Here is a 17,531-nt window from a genome sequence, read left to right on the forward strand (position 1 = left end):
TTTATGAGAAAATCTTTACCTTATTTCAGGCGGCTATACATCGCATGGAATCATATATATTACAATTCTCTTTTTATGAGAAGAGCAGCACCAATTTTTATGCTGCTATTGCTGATCCTGACCGGGCTGCAATCATTTGCGCAATCACAGGTAGTTGGCGGAACCGTTACTGATGATCTGGGCCAAACACTTACAGGAGCCACGGTCAAATTAAAAGGAAGCAGCATGGGCGTAGTCACTGCTATTGATGGCAAGTATTCTATCAGCGTACCCGATAACGGCATCCTGATATTTTCGTATGTCGGCATGGCCGAAAAATCCGTTCCAGTCAATAAACGCCGCGTAATTAACGTTCAGCTAATCAGTAACAGCGCTTCATTAAATGATGTGGTTGTTGTAGGTTATGGCACAGTTAGAAAAAGTGACCTGACAGGATCTGTAGCGAAGTTTAAAACAGATAATCTGGAGCAATACCCGGTAACATCTATTGACCAGGCTATTCAGGGGAAGGTATCCGGTGTACAGATCGTAAACAGTTCAGGCAGTCCGGGTGCGGGCTTAAGCTTTGTGGTACGGGGAGGAAACTCATTGGGTTCCAATCAGCCGCTGATCATTCTGGACGGCTACCCCATTGACCTGGGATCCGGCAATTTGTCCATGGGCGCAAACAATGAAGTTGCTAATCAGCCGGGTCAAAATCCCCTGGCGGCGCTCAATCCCAATGATGTCGAATCCATCGAGATCCTTAAAGACGCATCATCAACTGCCATTTATGGTTCACGCGGCGCAAACGGCGTAGTAATCATTACTACAAAACGCGGCAAAAAAGGAGTAGATCAGATTAATTTCAGTTTCAGGTCGGATGCCGCAACCATTCGCAAGAAACTACCAGTCCTCAATACCCAGGATTTCATCAAATTTTCCAATGAAGGCGCTTTGAATGATGGTATAGATTCTATTTACAAAGCCCCGGCCATTGCAGCGTTGGGCGGGATCAACAATAACTGGCAGGACCAGATTTTCCGTACAGGCGTCACCAACAACTACCAGCTATCTGTTTCCGGTGGAGATGATAAAAACAAATATTTCCTTTCCGGTGAATACACGAAAATAAACGGTCCGGTTTACAACTCAAACCTCAACCGTGGAAACATCCGTTTCAATTATGATCGTACTGTGAATAAGGCACTTACTGTTAAATTTAATGTTACCGCAACCAAATCGGCATCGCGGCTGGGATTAAATTCAGCACAGTCAGGTTTACAATCCAGTAATGTCATCGGCAGTGCATTATTATCCAGGCCCCTGACAAGGGGAGTCGATGATGTAGGAGAGATAGATCAGAGCATTGCAGATAATCCCTTAACGGTGCTTAATCTGCAAAAGGACAATACGAATCTTGATTTGGTATCCAGCAATTTAACGGCTGATCTGAAATTGACTAAAGACCTTATATTCCGTACTAACGTTGGGGGGTATAACACAAGTTCCCTGCGCCAGAGCTATAGTCCGGTAGGTACGTACGTTGGTTCCCAACTTAATGGCTATGCGTTCCGCGGAGAAAGTTCAAGATTCAACTACTTAAGTGAATTTACCTTAAATTATGCTAAAAGCATTAATAAGCATTCGATCAATGCTGTTGCCGGGTATACCTGGCAAAAGTGGGACCAGAAGGGGCTTGGAACCTCGGCTTCCGGTTTTCCTAATGACAACTTAACTTATGAAAGCTTCCAGAGTGCCAAGTCGCCCGGGATCACTACAACGGCACACCAGCAATGGGCATTGGCTTCCTATCTGGGAAGGTTTAATTACGCTTTCGATAACAGGTATTTGCTGACCCTGACCGGTCGTGCCGATGGATCTACCAAGTTGGCAGAGGGGCATAAGTATACGTTCTTTCCTTCAGCCGCAGTAGCCTGGAAAGTAAGCGAAGAGGATTTTTTCAAAGATAACGTCAAATTCATCAGTTCATTTAAGTTGAGAGCGAGTTATGGGCTGTCAGGCAACCAGAACATTGCAGTCGGCGGCACTCAGACAACCTTCGGCATTATGTCTTACGTCCTTAATGGACAGGTTGTGAAAGGATATGTTCAGAACAATATTGCGAATCCCGTACTTGGCTGGGAAAAAACAAAACAATTCAATGCTGGTGCAGATATTTCCTTTATGCACGACAAACTGCAACTGGAAGTTAACGTTTATAAAAAACGTACTGATGATCTGCTGATCAGTTTACCTATCCCTGCAAATACCGGCTATACCAATTATCTGTCTAACGCGGGCAGTGTTGAAAACAAAGGTTTAGAGCTTGACCTCAGTGCTCAGATTCTCAGATCAGCGTTTAAATGGGATGTCAGCGGAAATATTTCCTTCAATCGCAACAAGCTTGTTAGCCTGGGCCCTTTAGGTGATGATGGTAAAATATTTGGCCCGAATTATTTGAGTGCCGGTAGTTTGCTTAATCAGCCTATCCATATTGGAGTGCTGAACCAACCAGTGGGCTCATTTTATGGTTACCGTATAAATGGTATCTATCAGACGGCAGCTGAGGTAGCTGCCGGTCCGGAAGCGGGTACTGCAAAACCCGGTGATTTCAGATTTGTAGATTTGAACGGGGATAATATTATCAATGCCGATGACCGCCAGATTGTAGGAAACCCCAATCCGGATTACATTTTTGGATTAACCAATAGCTTTTCTTATAAAAAGTTCACTTTCTCATTTTTCATACAGGGCAGTATAGGTAACCAAATCGCGAACCTGAACCGCTTTCGGTTAGATGCGCTGGCCGGTAATGCCACAAATATAAGCCAGGAGGCCTTTGATGGAAGATGGACAGGTCCGGGAACCAGCAATTACTATCCCCGTGCCAAATCAGGTGGGGGCTATTTCAGCTCACGTTTCTCTGATTTCCTGATCGAGGACGGTAGTTACGTCAGATTAAAGAATGTGAATGTGAGTTATAGTCTTCCATTGGCTAAAATATCCTGGGTGAAAGATATAAAGATATTCCTTACAGCTACAAACCTGCTGACGTTTACCAATTATACCGGCTTCGATCCGGAGGTTAATGCGGACTATGGAAATGGCCTCACACAGGGTGTAGACAACGGTACCTACCCACAATACAGAACTTTAACCGCAGGTATAAATTTGAAATTTTAAACAAATGAAAAGGACTATAATTTTATATATGTTATTGATCTCAGCACTCGCTTCATGCAAGGTAGATGAGACCATATATGATTCAGCAACAGCCGATAATGCGATAAAAAAAGCTTCTGATATCGACAATGTGATGATCGGGGTATATTCTCACCTCACAGCGCCTCCAGGATTTGGAAGAGATATTTTATGGGCACTACATCCCTATGCGGATGATATATCCTCAACCGTGACCTTTGAACAGGGTATCTGGGGGCGGAAATCTTCGATCAACTCAGGCACGCCGTTTGTCAATACCATCTATGTAAACTGGTATTTAACGATCCGAGATGCCAATGGCGTACTTGATGCCGTTGAAAAGATATCATTGGACCCAGCCTTCAAGGCAAAAAGTATCAGTGAGGCACACTTTCTCAGGGCTTTCTGCTACTTCAATCTGGTTCAATTGTATGGCGGGGTTCCCTTAACTATTTCTTCTGTGAATGCAAGTTCAGATTTCTATCAACCGAGGAACTCCGTGGATGAGGTGTATAAGCAAATTTTTTCTGATCTCCAGGATGGTGTAACTCAGCTGCCTGCACGTACAGCACAACCTGCCACTGAATTTTACCGCGCAACGAAAGGGGCAGCACAGGGATATCTCGCAAAAGCCTACCTTACCTATGCGAATTACCTTGATCTGCAGCACCGGTCATCAGAGGCAGGTGCATACTATCAAAAAGCCAAAGAAACCGCAGATGCGATAATTACATCGGGTCAATATACACTGATCAATGACTATGGCGCATTATGGGACGTTGGCAAAGAAAAATCAAATTATGCTGAGGTGATCTTTGCTATTCCGCACACCCGGGATGGTTCTGACGTTTCATTATTCGGGCAGGGCACGTATCTGCCAGGCACTTTTCTGCCTACAAGTTACCCAAATTCTACAGGTACTGCCACCCATGCCGGAAATGGCTGGATGCGGATACAGCCCTGGTTTTTTGAGCGTTATACAAAGGGTGAGTATGCGGGTGATTATAGGGTAGAAAAAACTTTCCTCTCCACCTGGACAGATGCTAGTGCTAAACGTCACGTTTCCTATCCTTTAAAAATTGTTGCAACAGATACAAAGGAAACATCAGCATACTTGTTAAAATATGTGGATGGTGCGGGATTATCTTCTTACGGCCACGAAAACGATTTTTACCTGTTGAGATATTCCGAGATTTACCTGATCAAAGCAGAAGCGGAAAATGAATTGAACGGTCCGAGCGGAGAGGCACTCGCGGCTTTTAATGCGTTAAGAGCAAGGGCGAGATTAGCCAATGGAGTTGCGCGTACAGTTCCGGCAAATGTCACCTCCGGCCTTTCAAAAGAGGATTTCAGAATGAAGATTTTTGACGAGCGCGGTCTGGAATTTGTAGGTGAATTTAACCGTCTGTTCGATCTTTGGCGGATGCGCTATAAAGACAATAGCCGCACGATGTACGAATATCAATTTGGTACATTCCTACCCAGTTTGACACCGGGCCTGCCTAAAAACTCAGCGAATATTTGGCAGGGCGGTGGTGTGACGGAAGCAACAAACGTCATTCCTTTCGACTCCAAATATCTGCTGTTACCCATACCTGCGAATCAAACTGCAGTGAACAGTAAACTCACACAGAATCCGGGGTGGTAAATCAGAAACTTCTAAGTATCAATCCACAATCAAAATCTTATCTATGAAAAAATCATTAAACCGAGAAAATTATTCCTTAACAGACAGCTGCACAGTAGGTATCTCCGCGTATAAACTTCGAAAGCCATCATGTTTGATCCTTATTGTCCTTTTTATGTTTATCAGTGTTCAAAAAAACAGTGCACAAACGGTGATACTGAAAGATAATGAGAAGGTATGGCCGAAAGCAAAAGCCAATAACTGGTATAAAAAACAAGGCTGGCTGGTTGGCGCCAACTATATTCCCAGCAATGCCGTCAATCAACTGGAAATGTGGCAGGCAGACACATTTGACCCGGAAATTATTGATAAAGAGCTTGGTTTTGCAAGTTCATTAAAAATGAATACGATGCGGGTATTCCTGCATGATCTGGCCTTCCAGGAAGATTCAACCGGCTTTCTGATGCGGGTAGATAAATTTCTGGCCATTGCAAAAAAACATCAGATCAAACCATTGCTGGTATTTTTTGATTCATGCTGGGACCCCTTTCCTCATACAGGTAAACAACCTGCTCCCAAACCTTTTACCCACAACTCAGGATGGGTACAAAGCCCGGGACAGCTGGCATTGAAAGATTCAACTCAACACCCCCGCCTGCAAAATTATGTCGTTTCCGTTGTCTCCCGCTTCAAACATGATGACCGTATTCTTGGCTGGGACATCTGGAATGAGCCGGATAATATGACCGGACCATCCTATGAGAAAGTGGAAACCCCTGACAAGGTCAAGCTGATCATTCCACTATTACGCAGCGCGTTCAACTGGGTACGCTCTGTTGAGCCGGAGCAACCTTTGACATCAGGAATATGGGTTGGTGATTGGTCTTCTGAAAAAACCTTAAAACCGATAGAACAACTACAAATACGGGAGTCCGATATTATCACCTTTCACAATTATGATTCCGGTGCGGAGTTTGAAAAAAGAATAAAATATCTTCAGCGTTACGGCAGGCCCATCATCTGTACCGAATATATGGCCAGGCCTAATGGCAGCACATTTCAATCTTTTCTGCCAATTGCTCAGCATTATCGTGTAGGAATGATGAACTGGGGTTTTGTCAACGGAAAATCCCAAACGATCTACCCATGGGACAGTTGGACAAAAAAATACAACTCGGCTCCGGATTTATGGTTTCATGATATCTTTAATAGTGATGGTTCTCCCTATAAAAGTGATGAAACAACTTTTATCCACAAAATCATTACCGAAACAAATAGCGGAAAATAGCCTTTTAAATCATCGGCTTTCACTTATACTGGTTTATCCGAATGGAACAAAAAATGGGGCTGTATCATCATGATACAACCCCTTTTTTGTCGATGATAAAATATTATACCAGGTATTCAAACAAGGTCTGATCGTTATTCAATTCGATCATCTCGAATTTGAAATCACTCATTCTCTGTTTTAATGATGCATAATCAGATGCCTCCTGCAATTCAATTCCTACCAGTGCAGGTCCATTCTCACGGTTTGTTTTCTTGATGAACTCAAATCTTGTAATATCATCATTTGGCCCCAGCACATTGTTGACAAAAGCTTTTAGCGCTCCCGGACGCTGAGGAAAACGAACAATAAAATAGTGTTTAAGGCCTTCAAAGAGCAGGGATTTTTCTTTGATCTCCTGCATCCTTTCAATATCATTATTTCCACCGCTAACGATACACACTACCGTTTTGCCGGCGATAGTGTCTTTCAGCTGGTCAAGGGCGGCAACAGCCAGTGCACCTGCCGGTTCAACCACGATAGCATCCTCATTGTATAATTTTAAGATCGTAGTACAGATCTTGCCTTCAGGAATCAGCAGCATTTGATCCAGCAGCTCACTGCAGTACTCAAAAGTTAGGTTTCCCACTCTTTTCACAGCTGCACCATCAACAAAACGGTCTATATATTCCAGCGTCACCGGGCTGCCGTTCTTTAAAGCCTGGTTCATGGAAGGGGCACCTTCAGGTTCCACACCGATCAGCTTGATTTGTGGCTTGATGTGTTTCAGATAGCTCCCAACACCCGAAGCTAATCCACCGCCGCCGATAGGCATGATCACCACGTCAGTTTCGGGCAGGTCTTCGAAAATTTCTACGCCTACCGTACCCTGGCCTTCAATGATCTTTGCATTGTCAAAAGGCGGAATAAACACCATCTGATGTATAGCGGTATAAGAAAGGGCTTCTTTCATACAATCGTCAAAAGTATCGCCCACCAGAACGATCTTAATATTATCCCCTCCAAACATTTCAGTTTGTTTGATCTTTTGCCTTGGTGTAATTTCAGGCATAAAGATCACGCCCCGGATATTCAGTTTTTTGCAGGAATAGGCAACACCCTGGGCATGGTTCCCTGCACTTGCGCAGACTACACCCTGTTTCCGCTGGTCGGCATCAAGGGTGCTGATCATGTTATATGCTCCGCGCAATTTATAGGAACGCACTACCTGAAGATCTTCTCTCTTTAAATAGATCTTTGCATTATACTTTAATGAAAGGCCTTCGTTGTACTCCAGCTGAGTACGTTTTACGGTATCTGCAATACGTGCCGCAGCAGCATTAAAATCCAATTCTATCTCTTTTTCTAAGTTCGCCATCTTACAGGAATTTATTCAATGCATCCAGGTAGGCATCGGCCGAAGCTTTAACGATATCAGTACTGAATCCGTATCCCAAATAAGATTTATCTTCATAGGACACCCTCATATTTACCTTGCTGACATCGTCACTGCCACCATGGATGGCTTGTATAGTGAGTTCTTTTAACTGAATATCTTTTCCGATTACATTCCCTATGGCTTTGATGGTGGCATTTACAGGGCCATTACCTTCAGCTGTTGCTTCATGCTCCACACCTTCGTATTCAAGTTTTATGGTGGCAGTCGGGTTTACCGTATCGCCGCAAACAACCTGTAATGAATTGAGTTTATAACCGTTTTTATAAGTATCCTCCTCGCCGTCACTCATCAGGGCAAGCAGATCATTGTCTGATATTTCTTTTTTCTGGTCTGCCATGGTCAGGAATTTTTCATATACCTGGTCGAGATTGATCTTGTCAATGACATAACTCAATCTTTCCAGGTGATGTTTCAACGCATGACGGCCACTGCGGGCTGTTAGGATGATACCGGCCTCATCAAGTCCTACATCTTCAGGGTTGATGATCTCATAGTTCTCCCTGTGTTTCAAAAACCCGTCCTGATGGATGCCGGAGCTATGAGCAAAGGCATTCTGACCTATGATTGCTTTATTAGGCTGTACAGGCATACGCATCATGCGGCTTACCTGCGAGCTGATCCTGCTGAAATGTTTTGAATTGATATTGGTAGTCAAGTTAAGTGCATGGTGTGTTTTAAGTACCATCACGATCTCTTCCAATGCGGTATTGCCTGCACGCTCACCAATGCCGTTAATGGTACATTCTACCTGTCTGGCACCATTAATTACACCGGCTAAGGTATTTGCTGTAGCCAGTCCCAAATCATTGTGGCAGTGTACAGAAATGATTGCCTGGTCTATGTTTTTTACATTTTCTTTCAGGTAAAGAATCTTGGAGCCATATTGTTCAGGAAGGCAGTAGCCATTGGTGTCAGGAATATTAACTACTGTTGCACCGGCTGCAATGACGGCCTCTATCATTTGAGCTAAAAACGCATTGTCTGCACGGCCCGCATCTTCTGCATAGAACTCGATATCTTCAACAAATTGCTTGGCATATTTTACGGCTTCAACCGCTCTTTCAAGAATACCCTCGCGGGTGCTGTTAAATTTATGTTTGATATGCATATCCGACGATCCTATTCCGGTATGTATCCTTGGACGTTTTGCATACTGCAGTGCTGCAACAGCGGCATCAATATCTCCTTTATTGGCCCTGGTGAGGGCGCAGATAATGGGATCGTTAACCGCCTTGGAGAGTTCCACTACACTTTGGAAATCACCCGGGCTTGAAATAGGGAAACCGGCTTCAATTACATCAACCCCCAGTGCTTCCAGTGCTTTTGCAATCTCTATTTTTTCTGGTGTAGACAACTGGCAGCCTGGTACCTGCTCTCCGTCACGAAGCGTGGTATCAAAAACGTAAACTCTATTCGGATCGTGTAACATATTATGTTTTAGTTAAGTTCGTTAATTAATATAAGTTTATTGTGTGATAAATTTTAAAACGAGCTTACCCATTTCCTCGGTGCCAAGCACCTTATACGGGCTGATCGTATCATCAGCTATATCACCCGTCCTGAAACCTTCTTTCAATACCCGGTCGATAGTTGAAATAATCAGTTCAGCTTCTTCTTTTAATCCGAAACTGATTTCCAGCATCAATGCTACCGAGAGGATAGAGGCCAGCGGGTTTGCCAGGTTCTTACCTGCAATATCATGAGCTGAGCCGTGGATAGGTTCAAAGAATCCTGTACCATCACCAACAGATGCCGAGGCCAGCATACCCATTGAGCCTGCAATCTGAGAAGCCTCGTCAGTCAGGATATCACCAAACAGGTTGGCTGTCAGTACCACATCAAACTGTTTTGGATCTTTGATCAGCTGCATTGCCGCATTGTCAACAAACATGTGCTGGGTTTCCACTTCAGGATACAGTTTGGCGATCTCCTGAACGGTTTCTCTCCACAGGCGTGAGCTTTCGAGCACGTTTGCCTTATCAACAGAACACAGTTTTCTGCCACGCTGCAGGGCTGCCTCATAAGCTTTATGTGCAATTCTTTCTACTTCGTATTTATTGTAGATCATCAGGTCGGATGCAGTATGCCTGTCTTCTGATCTCTTTTTCTCACCGAAGTAAACATCACCGGTAAGTTCCCTGAAGAATAAGATATCTGTCCCTTTCAGGATATGAGCTTTGATACTTGAAGCGTTCAGCAATTCATCGAACAATAGGATGGGGCGCAAATTTGCATACAATCCCAATTCCTTGCGGATCTTTAGTAAACCCTGTTCCGGGCGTACTTTTAAAGAAGGATCGTTGTCATATAAAGCATGTCCTACCGCGCCGAAAAGTATCGCATCACTTTTTCTGGCTTTCTCTAAAGTTTCGTCGGGTAGGGGATTACCTGTAGCTTCAATGGCAGCATGACCCATTAAGGCTTCATCGAAAGTGAATTCGTGATTAAAGTTTGTTGCGATCTGTTCCAGTACAGCTTTGCCCCAGGTGGTCACTTCCGGTCCTATCCCGTCACCGGGAATTACTAAAATATGTTTCTTCATCGTGTTAAATGCTTTCTAATATCGTTTCAACGGTTTTCACTTCGCCGTTTTCTAATAAAATTCTTTTCTCAATACAATCCGGTAGTTGTGATTCAAAATGGCCAACGTAAATCAGTGTGGTACCATTCTTACACAATTCGTCCACCAGCCTGTTAAAATGTTGTGTTTGCTGCTGGTCTAAGCCCTGGCAGGGTTCGTCCAGTATCAGCAATTCCGGGTTTTTAATGATCGTCCGGGCCAGTAATACAAGTCTTTGTTTACCAACAGGAAGCTGGTTCATCAGCATATCCCTGTATTCGGTCAGTCCGAAGTAGCTGATCAGTTCATCCGCCTGGGCTTTTTTGGTATATCCGGGGTCACAGAATAAACCAGAGCTGTCAAAAAATCCGGAGATCACACTTTGGCGTACCGTAGCGGTGGGGTCAAAATACCAATGTAACTCAGGAGAGATCAATCCCATACGTTGTTTGATTTCCCATATACTTTCGCCGCTTCCCCTTTTATGGCCAAACAGGTAAAAATTATTGGCATAGGCCTGCGGATGGTCGCCGGTGATGAGGCTCAGTAAAGTTGATTTACCGGAACCATTATGTCCCTGCAGGAGCCATTTTTCTCCTGCTTTAACTTCCCAGTTGATATTTTTCAATACCTGTTTCTCCCCGTAGCTGATATTGACATCAATCATTCTGATGATACTCTCCGAAGAGGAAACAGGAGCTTCGTTTAAAAATGCAGGAACTGCTTTTCCGGCCGTTTCATACACCTCGGCAGTATATTCGTCAGCTGAGGTTTCTATCAGCTGCCCTTCCCTGATCTCAGCAAAACGATGGATAGTGGAAGGTAATTCCACTTCATTGCTGATGATGATCAGCTGCGTTCCATCTTCAGTGATTTCTTCGAGTAAACTATTCAGATTTTTACGGGAAAGTTTATCCAGTCCGTTATAGGGCTGGTCCAGGATCAACAGCTGTGGTTTAAACCACAATGCTTTTACCAACTGTAATTTTTTATGCTCTCCGCTTGATAACTGGATCAGTGTGGAGCCGATCAGGTCCGAAAAACCTAATGCGGCCAGAAGTTCTTCAACTTCGTTAAACTGAAGCTGATGTTTTTCACCATAATTTTCAAGTTCGGCCTGTACAGTAGCCGTAGTTTCGGTTGCTTGTTTATTATAGCGCTGCTGGTAATAGAAGTTAGACTGGCCTTCGAGGTCTTTAAACTGGTACCATCCTGCTACAAAATGCGCAACAGCAGGTAATTTGCTTTCCGGGCCGAAATGAATATCAATACTGCCCTGAAATTTGACGAGTCCTGCAATTGCCTTAGCTAAAGATGTTTTTCCAGTTCCACTGCTTCCGCGTAACAACCAGTTCTCATTGCGGTTGATGACCCAGTTCAAATCCTGCAGTACCGGTGTATGCTGGTACTTTAGGGTAAGGCTGGTGATATGTACGACAGGCTCTGACATTACTTTGCTTGTTCGAATTCTTCTATCAAATGTTTTTGGGCAAGGATGAAATCGATATCATCATAACCATTGATTAAGCATGATTTTTTATAGGCATTGATCTCAAAATCTGCCTCTTCACCGGTATCCGCAATAATAACGGTTTGTTTTTCCAGATCCACAGCCAGTTTAGCAGTATGGTCTTTACTTACAGCGGTAAAAATTGCAGACAGAAAATCGTCACTTACCTGTATCGGCAGCAAACCATTGTTCAGTGCATTTCCTTTAAAGATATCGGCAAAAAAGCTGCTGATCACTACATCAAAGCCTGCATCCTGGATAGCCCATGCTGCATGTTCGCGGCTACTGCCACAGCCAAAGTTCTTTCCTGCCACCAGTATCCTGCCGGTATAAGCAGGATCATTCAGCACGAAATCAGGTTTAACAGTATGATCACCATTGTAACGCCAGTCACGGAACAGGTTCTCCCCAAAACCTTCACGGGTTGTAGCCTTCAGGAACCTTGCCGGAATGATCTGGTCGGTATCAATATTTTCTATATTTAAAGGCACAATTGCCGATGTTAATTTCTCAAATTTCTTCATTTCGTTCTTCCTTAAGACTCAGTCAACATTTCTCTTACATCTGTAATTTTTCCTGTAATCGCAGCAGCGGCAGCGGTTAGCGGACTTACCAGTAAAGTTCTTGCATCAGGGCCCTGACGTCCTTCAAAATTCCTGTTTGAAGTAGAAACGCAATACTTACCTGCGGGGATCTTATCTTCATTCATACCAAGGCATGCACTGCATCCCGGTTCACGAAGCTGAAACCCTGCCTGTTCAAATATTTTATCAAGCCCCTCATTTATTGCTTGTTGTTCCACTTGTTTTGAACCCGGAACAATCCATACTGTCACACTCTCAGCTTTTTGCTTATCCTTTACAAAACCGGCCACTTCACGCAGGTCTTCAATGCGGGAGTTGGTGCAGCTACCAATAAATACGTAATCCACAGGTTTTCCGATCAATGAAGAATCATCATCGAAGCCCATATAGTTCAGTGCTTTCTGGTAAGACAATTGTTCTTTATCAGGTTGTGAGCTTGTGGAAGGAATATGTTCCTTAATGCCCATGCCCATACCCGGGTTTGTTCCGTAGGTAATCATAGGGCCAATATCTTCGGCATCGAAAGTTAATACCTTATCGAATTTCGCGTCGGCATCACTGTATAAAGTTTTCCAGTACGCCAGTGCTTTATCCCATTCTGCACCCGCAGGAGCAAACTCTCTGCCCTTAATGTAATCAAAGGTGGTCTGATCAGGGGCAATTAATCCGCCTCTGGCACCCATTTCTATACTCATGTTACAGATCGTCATCCGGGCTTCCATACTCAAAGCCTCAATTGCCGAACCTGCATACTCAATAAAATAACCTGTACCACCGGCAGCAGATATTTTAGAGAGGATATATAAAATAATGTCTTTAGCAGTTACTCCTTTTCCCAGCGTACCGTTAACCTCAATTTTCATGGTCTTAGGTTTCTGCTGCAATAAACACTGCGTTGCGAAAACCTGCTCCACCTGCGATGTACCGATACCAAAGGCAATAGCGCCGAAAGCCCCGTGGGTAGAGGTATGGCTATCGCCGCAAACCATAGTTTTTCCCGGCAGGGTAATTCCCAGTTCAGGGCCAATGACATGAACGATCCCCTGAAAGGGATGCCCTAAGCCATACAGTTCGATACCGAATTCTGCACAGTTTTTTGTCAGCATATCCACCTGGTAACGGGAAAGTTCCTCTTTGATGGGCAGCAGCTGATCAATAGTGGGTACATTATGGTCAGCAGTAGCAACCGTTTGTTGCGGTCGAAAAACAGGTAATCCCCGTTTGCGCAGCCCGTCGAAAGCCTGCGGGGAAGTAACCTCGTGGATGAGGTGTGTATCAATATACAGAATATCAGGAAATCCTGCTTCGCTTTTCACAACGTGAGCGTCCCATATTTTTTCTACTAATGTTTTTGACATCTTGTTTACTGTTTTGTAAACCCCTCAGGTGTTCACCCGAGAGGTTTTTATTGTTTACTATACCGTTTTAATCGATTTCATTGCAGTCATTGCTTTTCTCAACTCAGCGCCGATCGTCTCAACTTCATGAGAACGGATCACTTCATTTACTGAAATCAATGTCCTGTTATCAACAGAACCGTCTTTACCTTCATTAAAGTTTTTACCGATCAGGTCAGTATCTACTTTAGTCATGAAATCGGCCAATAGTGGCTTACATGCATGATCAAAAAGATAACAGCCATATTCTGCTGTATCAGAGATCACCCTGTTCATTTCAAATAATTTTTTGCGGGCAATGGTATTGGCAATCAGCGGAGTTTCGTGCAGTGACTCATAATAAGCAGATTCAGGTTTAATTCCTGCTTCTACCATAGTTTCAAAAGCCAGTTCGACACCTGCTCTGATAAAAGCAACCATTAACAATGCATGATCAAAATATTCCTGTTCGCCGATTTGTACATTACCTGCAGGTGTTTTTTCAAATGCCGTTTCACCGGTAGCTGCACGCCATGCCAGCAGATTTTTGTCACCTGCAGCCCAGTCTTCCATCATGATACGGCTGAATTCGCCACTCATAATATCATCCTGGTGTTTCTGGAACAACGGACGCATGATCGTTTTTAATTCTTCTGAAACCTCAAACGCTTTAATCTTGGCTACATTGCTCAACCTGTCCATCATAGCGGTGATTCCACCATGTTTTAAAGCTTCAGTGATTACTTCTACACCATATTGTACAAGCTTGGATGCATAACCGGCATCAATTCCCTTTTCAACCATTTTATCGAACGAAAGAATAGAACCTGTTTGCAATAAACCACAAAGTATAGTTTGCTCGCCCATCAGATCTGATTTCACTTCCGCAACGAAAGATGATTTTAATACTCCGGCACGATGTCCGCCTGTTCCAACACAATAAGCTTTTGCCTGTACCAAACCTTTTCCTTCAGGATCATTCTCAGGGTGTACAGCAATTAAAGTAGGAACGCCAAAGCCTCTTACGTATTCTGCCCGCACTTCACTTCCCGGACTTTTCGGAGCTACCATGATCACCGTGATATCTTTACGGACAGGCAATCCTTCTTCCACAATATTGAAACCATGTGAGTACAGCAGGGTAGAACCTTGTTTCATGAAAGGCATTACTGAATTGACCACAGCGGTGTGCTGCTTGTCAGGTGTAAGATTGATCACAAGGTCAGCCTCAGGGATCAGTTCCTCATATGTGCCCACTGTGAAGTTATTTTCAGTGGCATTTTTCCATGAATCTCTTTTGCCTTCAATAGCTTCTTTACGCAAAGCATAGGCAATATTTAAACCACTATCTCTTAAGTTTAAACCCTGGTTCAGGCCTTGTGCACCACAGCCTACAATTACCAGTTTTTTTCCTTTTAAGGCATTTACGCCGTCCAGAAATTCAGAACTGTCCATGAAATCGCAGACACCTAATTGGTTTAGTTTCTCTCTGAGAGGCAATGTGTTAAAATAATTTGACATCGTTTTATTGTTTTTTTGATTTTAAGGTTCTTTTAATTATTTATTGATGTGTATCTAAATGGATTACATGGTAAATACATTTTTTTCCTTATCCAGGAACTCGTTTTCTATCACTTCCTGACCTGGTTCACGTCTTTCAAACTCTCTCAGTTTGCTGTTAAATCCTTCACTGTCCTTAATAATGGCAACTCTTGCACTGCGCACGAATTCGATTAGTCCATAAGGCTGCAGTACTTCAATCAGCTTATCTGTTTCAGAACGGTGCCCTGTGGTTTCAAACACGGTATAATCTTTACGGATCACTACCACCCTGGCACCATTTTCGCGCAGCAGGCGTTCTACGAAGACTTTTTCGGCAACAACATCCGTTGGCACTTTATATAACGCAAGTTCCTGCCATATAATGTCATCGTTTGTATTTGCATATACTTTCAGTACCTCTACCTGCTTTTCTATCTGGCGGGCAAGTTTACGTACAACCTCTTCCGTTTCTGTGATCAGAATATTGAAACGATGGATATGTTCAATTTCGGAAGGGGAGACATTCAGACTTTCGATGTTGATCTTTCTTCTTGAAAAGATGATGGCAATACGGTTAAGTATCCCGATCTGGTTTTCAGTATATACCGTAATGGTAAATTCCTGTTTAGCATTTGCTAATTCTATATCTTTTGAATCGCTCATGGTCATTAATTATTTAAGTCTGATTTCACTTACACTACTGCCCTGGGGAACCATAGGGAATACATTGTTTTCTTTGGCTACCATTACCTCTAAGAGGAATGATCCGGGCTGGTTAAGCATTTCCTCCAGGGAACTGATCAGGTTTTCACGCTCAGTAACCTTCTTCCCGGCGATATAATAAGATTCAGCAAGTTTCACAAAATCAGGACTGGTGATATCCACGAACGAGTAACGTTTTTCATTGAACAGTTCCTGCCACTGGCGCACCATTCCAAGGAACTGATTGTTGAGGATCAGGATCTTTACATCAACTCCAAATTGCATGATGGTACCCAGTTCCTGCAGGGTCATCTGAAATCCGCCATCACCAATTACAGCAATCACGGTACGGTCCGGGGCTCCGAATTTAGCACCTATCGCCGCCGGTAAGCCAAAACCCATCGTACCTAAGCCACCGCTTGTTACACTTAAACGGCTGGTGTTCAGTTTACCGTATCTGCAGGCTACCATCTGATGCTGACCAACATCACTTACAATAATGGCTTCTCCTTTGGTCAGGATGTTCAGCTGGTTGATGACCTCACCCATAGTCAGTTCGCCTGACTGAGGTTCCAGCTCTTTCCGGATCAGTTGTTCCTCTTCTATCTTTTCGAAAGCCTTGAATTCAGCTAACCAGGAATCATGAGTTCTCTCAGTGATCAGGCTGGTTAACAATGGAAGGGTTTCCTTGCAGTCGCCCCAAACAGGAATGTCAGCCTTCACATTTTTATCAATTTCAGCCGGATCTATATCCAGGTGTATAACTTTTGCCTGTTTGGCATATTTATCGAGTCTACCCGTTACACGGTCGTCAAAACGCATTCCGACGGCGATCATTACATCACATGAATTGGTCTGCACATTTGGGCCATAGTTACCGTGCATTCCCAGCATACCTACATTCAGCGGGTGATCTGTTGGGATGGCGCCAGCACCAAGGATGGTCCATGCCGCAGGAATACCGCTCTTTTCAACAAAGGCTTTAAATTCCTGTTCTGCAGCGCCCAGAATTACTCCCTGACCAAATAAAATGAATGGCTTTTTCGCGCTGTTGATCAATGCTGCGGCTTCCTCAATATATTCGTTTCTTACAATAGGTTTGGGGCGGTAACTGCGGATATGATTGCAGGGTGTATATCCTTCATATTCGAACAGCTGTATCTGTGCATTTTTGGTGATGTCAATCAACACAGGACCTGGCCTGCCACTGCGGGCAATGTAAAATGCTTTTGCCAGCGCAGCGGGGATCTCACTTGCATCGGTAACCTGGTAATTCCATTTGGTAACCGGGGCACTGATATTGATCACGTCCGTTTCCTGGAAGGCATCGGTACCTAAAAGGGTAGCGAAAACCTGTCCGGTAATACAAACGAGAGGAGTACTGTCAATCTGCGCATCTGCAAGGCCTGTAATCAGGTTGGTGGCACCGGGGCCGCTGGTAGCGAATACTACGCCAACTTTGCCGGAAGCACGTGCAAATCCCTGAGCGGCATGTGCAGCGCATTGTTCATGCCTGACTAATATATGGCTTAATTTTTCTTTGTAATCGTAGATCGCATCATAGATCGGCATGATGGCACCTCCGGGATAGCCGAAAATCGTTTCAGTTCCTTCGGCAATTAGTCCTTCCAGCAAGGCAACTGAACCGCTAACCATTGTTGTTTTTTTTGGTTCGGCCAATGTTGTTGCTCCCTCTTGTACTGTTTCCATTTTAATAGTTT

At 43.9% G+C, this 17,531-nt stretch carries 12 protein-coding genes; 3 read left to right on the plus strand and 9 right to left on the minus strand.

Annotated features, from left to right (window positions below):
- The first annotated feature begins 75 nt into the window (after positions 1-75).
- The 3 genes from BLW16_RS11720 (at position 76) to BLW16_RS11730 (ending at position 6,098) form a co-directional block, all read left to right on the plus strand.
- The gene (locus BLW16_RS11720) at positions 76-3,165 is read left to right on the plus strand and encodes a SusC/RagA family TonB-linked outer membrane protein (RefSeq protein ID WP_175470559.1); all 3,090 of its coding nucleotides are present in this window, start codon (positions 76-78) and stop codon (positions 3,163-3,165) included.
- Between the two features lie 4 nt (positions 3,166-3,169).
- Positions 3,170-4,831 (plus strand): RagB/SusD family nutrient uptake outer membrane protein, encoded by a 1,662-nt coding sequence (locus BLW16_RS11725; RefSeq protein WP_090556767.1) that lies wholly within the window; start codon positions 3,170-3,172, stop codon positions 4,829-4,831.
- Positions 4,832-4,985: 154 nt separating this feature from the next.
- Positions 4,986-6,098 (plus strand): glycoside hydrolase 5 family protein, encoded by a 1,113-nt coding sequence (locus tag BLW16_RS11730; protein ID WP_090556768.1) that lies wholly within the window; start codon positions 4,986-4,988, stop codon positions 6,096-6,098.
- Positions 6,099-6,201: 103 nt separating this feature from the next.
- Here the strand turns inward: BLW16_RS11730 and ilvA are convergent, their stop codons facing one another.
- The 9 genes from ilvA to ilvB form a co-directional block, all read right to left on the minus strand.
- Positions 6,202-7,455 (minus strand): threonine ammonia-lyase IlvA, encoded by a 1,254-nt coding sequence (ilvA, locus tag BLW16_RS11735; RefSeq protein WP_090556769.1) that lies wholly within the window; start codon positions 7,453-7,455, stop codon positions 6,202-6,204.
- 1 nt (position 7,456) lies between these two features.
- Positions 7,457-8,965, minus strand: coding sequence for a 2-isopropylmalate synthase (locus tag BLW16_RS11740; RefSeq protein WP_090556770.1), 1,509 nt, complete (start codon positions 8,963-8,965; stop codon positions 7,457-7,459).
- Between the two features lie 36 nt (positions 8,966-9,001).
- The gene (gene leuB, locus BLW16_RS11745) at positions 9,002-10,078 is read right to left on the minus strand and encodes a 3-isopropylmalate dehydrogenase (protein WP_090556771.1); all 1,077 of its coding nucleotides are present in this window, start codon (positions 10,076-10,078) and stop codon (positions 9,002-9,004) included.
- Between the two features lie 4 nt (positions 10,079-10,082).
- Positions 10,083-11,546 carry an ATP-binding cassette domain-containing protein gene (locus BLW16_RS11750; RefSeq protein WP_090556772.1) on the minus strand — a complete coding sequence of 488 codons (1,464 nt, stop codon included), beginning with the start codon at positions 11,544-11,546 and terminating at the stop codon, positions 10,083-10,085.
- Complete coding sequence (leuD, locus tag BLW16_RS11755) at positions 11,546-12,130, minus strand: 3-isopropylmalate dehydratase small subunit (protein ID WP_090556773.1); 585 nt, start codon at positions 12,128-12,130, stop codon at positions 11,546-11,548. Before leuD ends, BLW16_RS11750 begins: the two co-directional genes overlap by 1 nt.
- An 11-nt stretch (positions 12,131-12,141) precedes the next feature.
- Entirely contained in the window at positions 12,142-13,548 is a 1,407-nt protein-coding gene (gene leuC / locus BLW16_RS11760) for a 3-isopropylmalate dehydratase large subunit (RefSeq protein WP_090556774.1), read from the minus strand.
- A gap of 57 nt (positions 13,549-13,605) precedes the next feature.
- On the minus strand, positions 13,606-15,087 hold the full coding sequence (gene ilvC, locus BLW16_RS11765; protein WP_090556775.1) for a ketol-acid reductoisomerase: 1,482 nt from the start codon (positions 15,085-15,087) through the stop codon (positions 13,606-13,608).
- A gap of 63 nt (positions 15,088-15,150) precedes the next feature.
- Complete coding sequence (gene ilvN, locus BLW16_RS11770; RefSeq protein ID WP_090556776.1) at positions 15,151-15,771, minus strand: acetolactate synthase small subunit; 621 nt, start codon at positions 15,769-15,771, stop codon at positions 15,151-15,153.
- Between the two features lie 9 nt (positions 15,772-15,780).
- A complete protein-coding gene (ilvB, locus tag BLW16_RS11775; RefSeq protein ID WP_090556777.1) occupies positions 15,781-17,520 on the minus strand; it encodes a biosynthetic-type acetolactate synthase large subunit in 1,740 nt (579 codons plus the stop codon).
- Positions 17,521-17,531 lie beyond the last annotated feature (11 nt).

The sequence above is a fragment of the Pedobacter hartonius genome (genome assembly GCF_900107535.1).
In the GTDB taxonomy this organism is placed as follows: domain Bacteria; phylum Bacteroidota; class Bacteroidia; order Sphingobacteriales; family Sphingobacteriaceae; genus Pedobacter; species Pedobacter hartonius.

Coding starts and splice junctions, on each gene's coding strand:
- BLW16_RS11720 (WP_175470559.1), top strand. CDS start 76: ATGAGAAGAGCAGCACCAATTTTTATGCTGCTATTGCTGATCCTGACC.
- BLW16_RS11725 (WP_090556767.1), top strand. CDS start 3,170: ATGAAAAGGACTATAATTTTATATATGTTATTGATCTCAGCACTCGCT.
- BLW16_RS11730 (WP_090556768.1), top strand. CDS start 4,986: ATGTTTATCAGTGTTCAAAAAAACAGTGCACAAACGGTGATACTGAAA.
- ilvA (WP_090556769.1), bottom strand. CDS start 7,455: ATGGCGAACTTAGAAAAAGAGATAGAATTGGATTTTAATGCTGCTGCG.
- BLW16_RS11740 (WP_090556770.1), bottom strand. CDS start 8,965: ATGTTACACGATCCGAATAGAGTTTACGTTTTTGATACCACGCTTCGT.
- leuB (WP_090556771.1), bottom strand. CDS start 10,078: ATGAAGAAACATATTTTAGTAATTCCCGGTGACGGGATAGGACCGGAA.
- BLW16_RS11750 (WP_090556772.1), bottom strand. CDS start 11,546: ATGTCAGAGCCTGTCGTACATATCACCAGCCTTACCCTAAAGTACCAG.
- leuD (WP_090556773.1), bottom strand. CDS start 12,130: ATGAAGAAATTTGAGAAATTAACATCGGCAATTGTGCCTTTAAATATA.
- leuC (WP_090556774.1), bottom strand. CDS start 13,548: ATGTCAAAAACATTAGTAGAAAAAATATGGGACGCTCACGTTGTGAAA.
- ilvC (WP_090556775.1), bottom strand. CDS start 15,087: ATGTCAAATTATTTTAACACATTGCCTCTCAGAGAGAAACTAAACCAA.
- ilvN (WP_090556776.1), bottom strand. CDS start 15,771: ATGAGCGATTCAAAAGATATAGAATTAGCAAATGCTAAACAGGAATTT.
- ilvB (WP_090556777.1), bottom strand. CDS start 17,520: ATGGAAACAGTACAAGAGGGAGCAACAACATTGGCCGAACCAAAAAAA.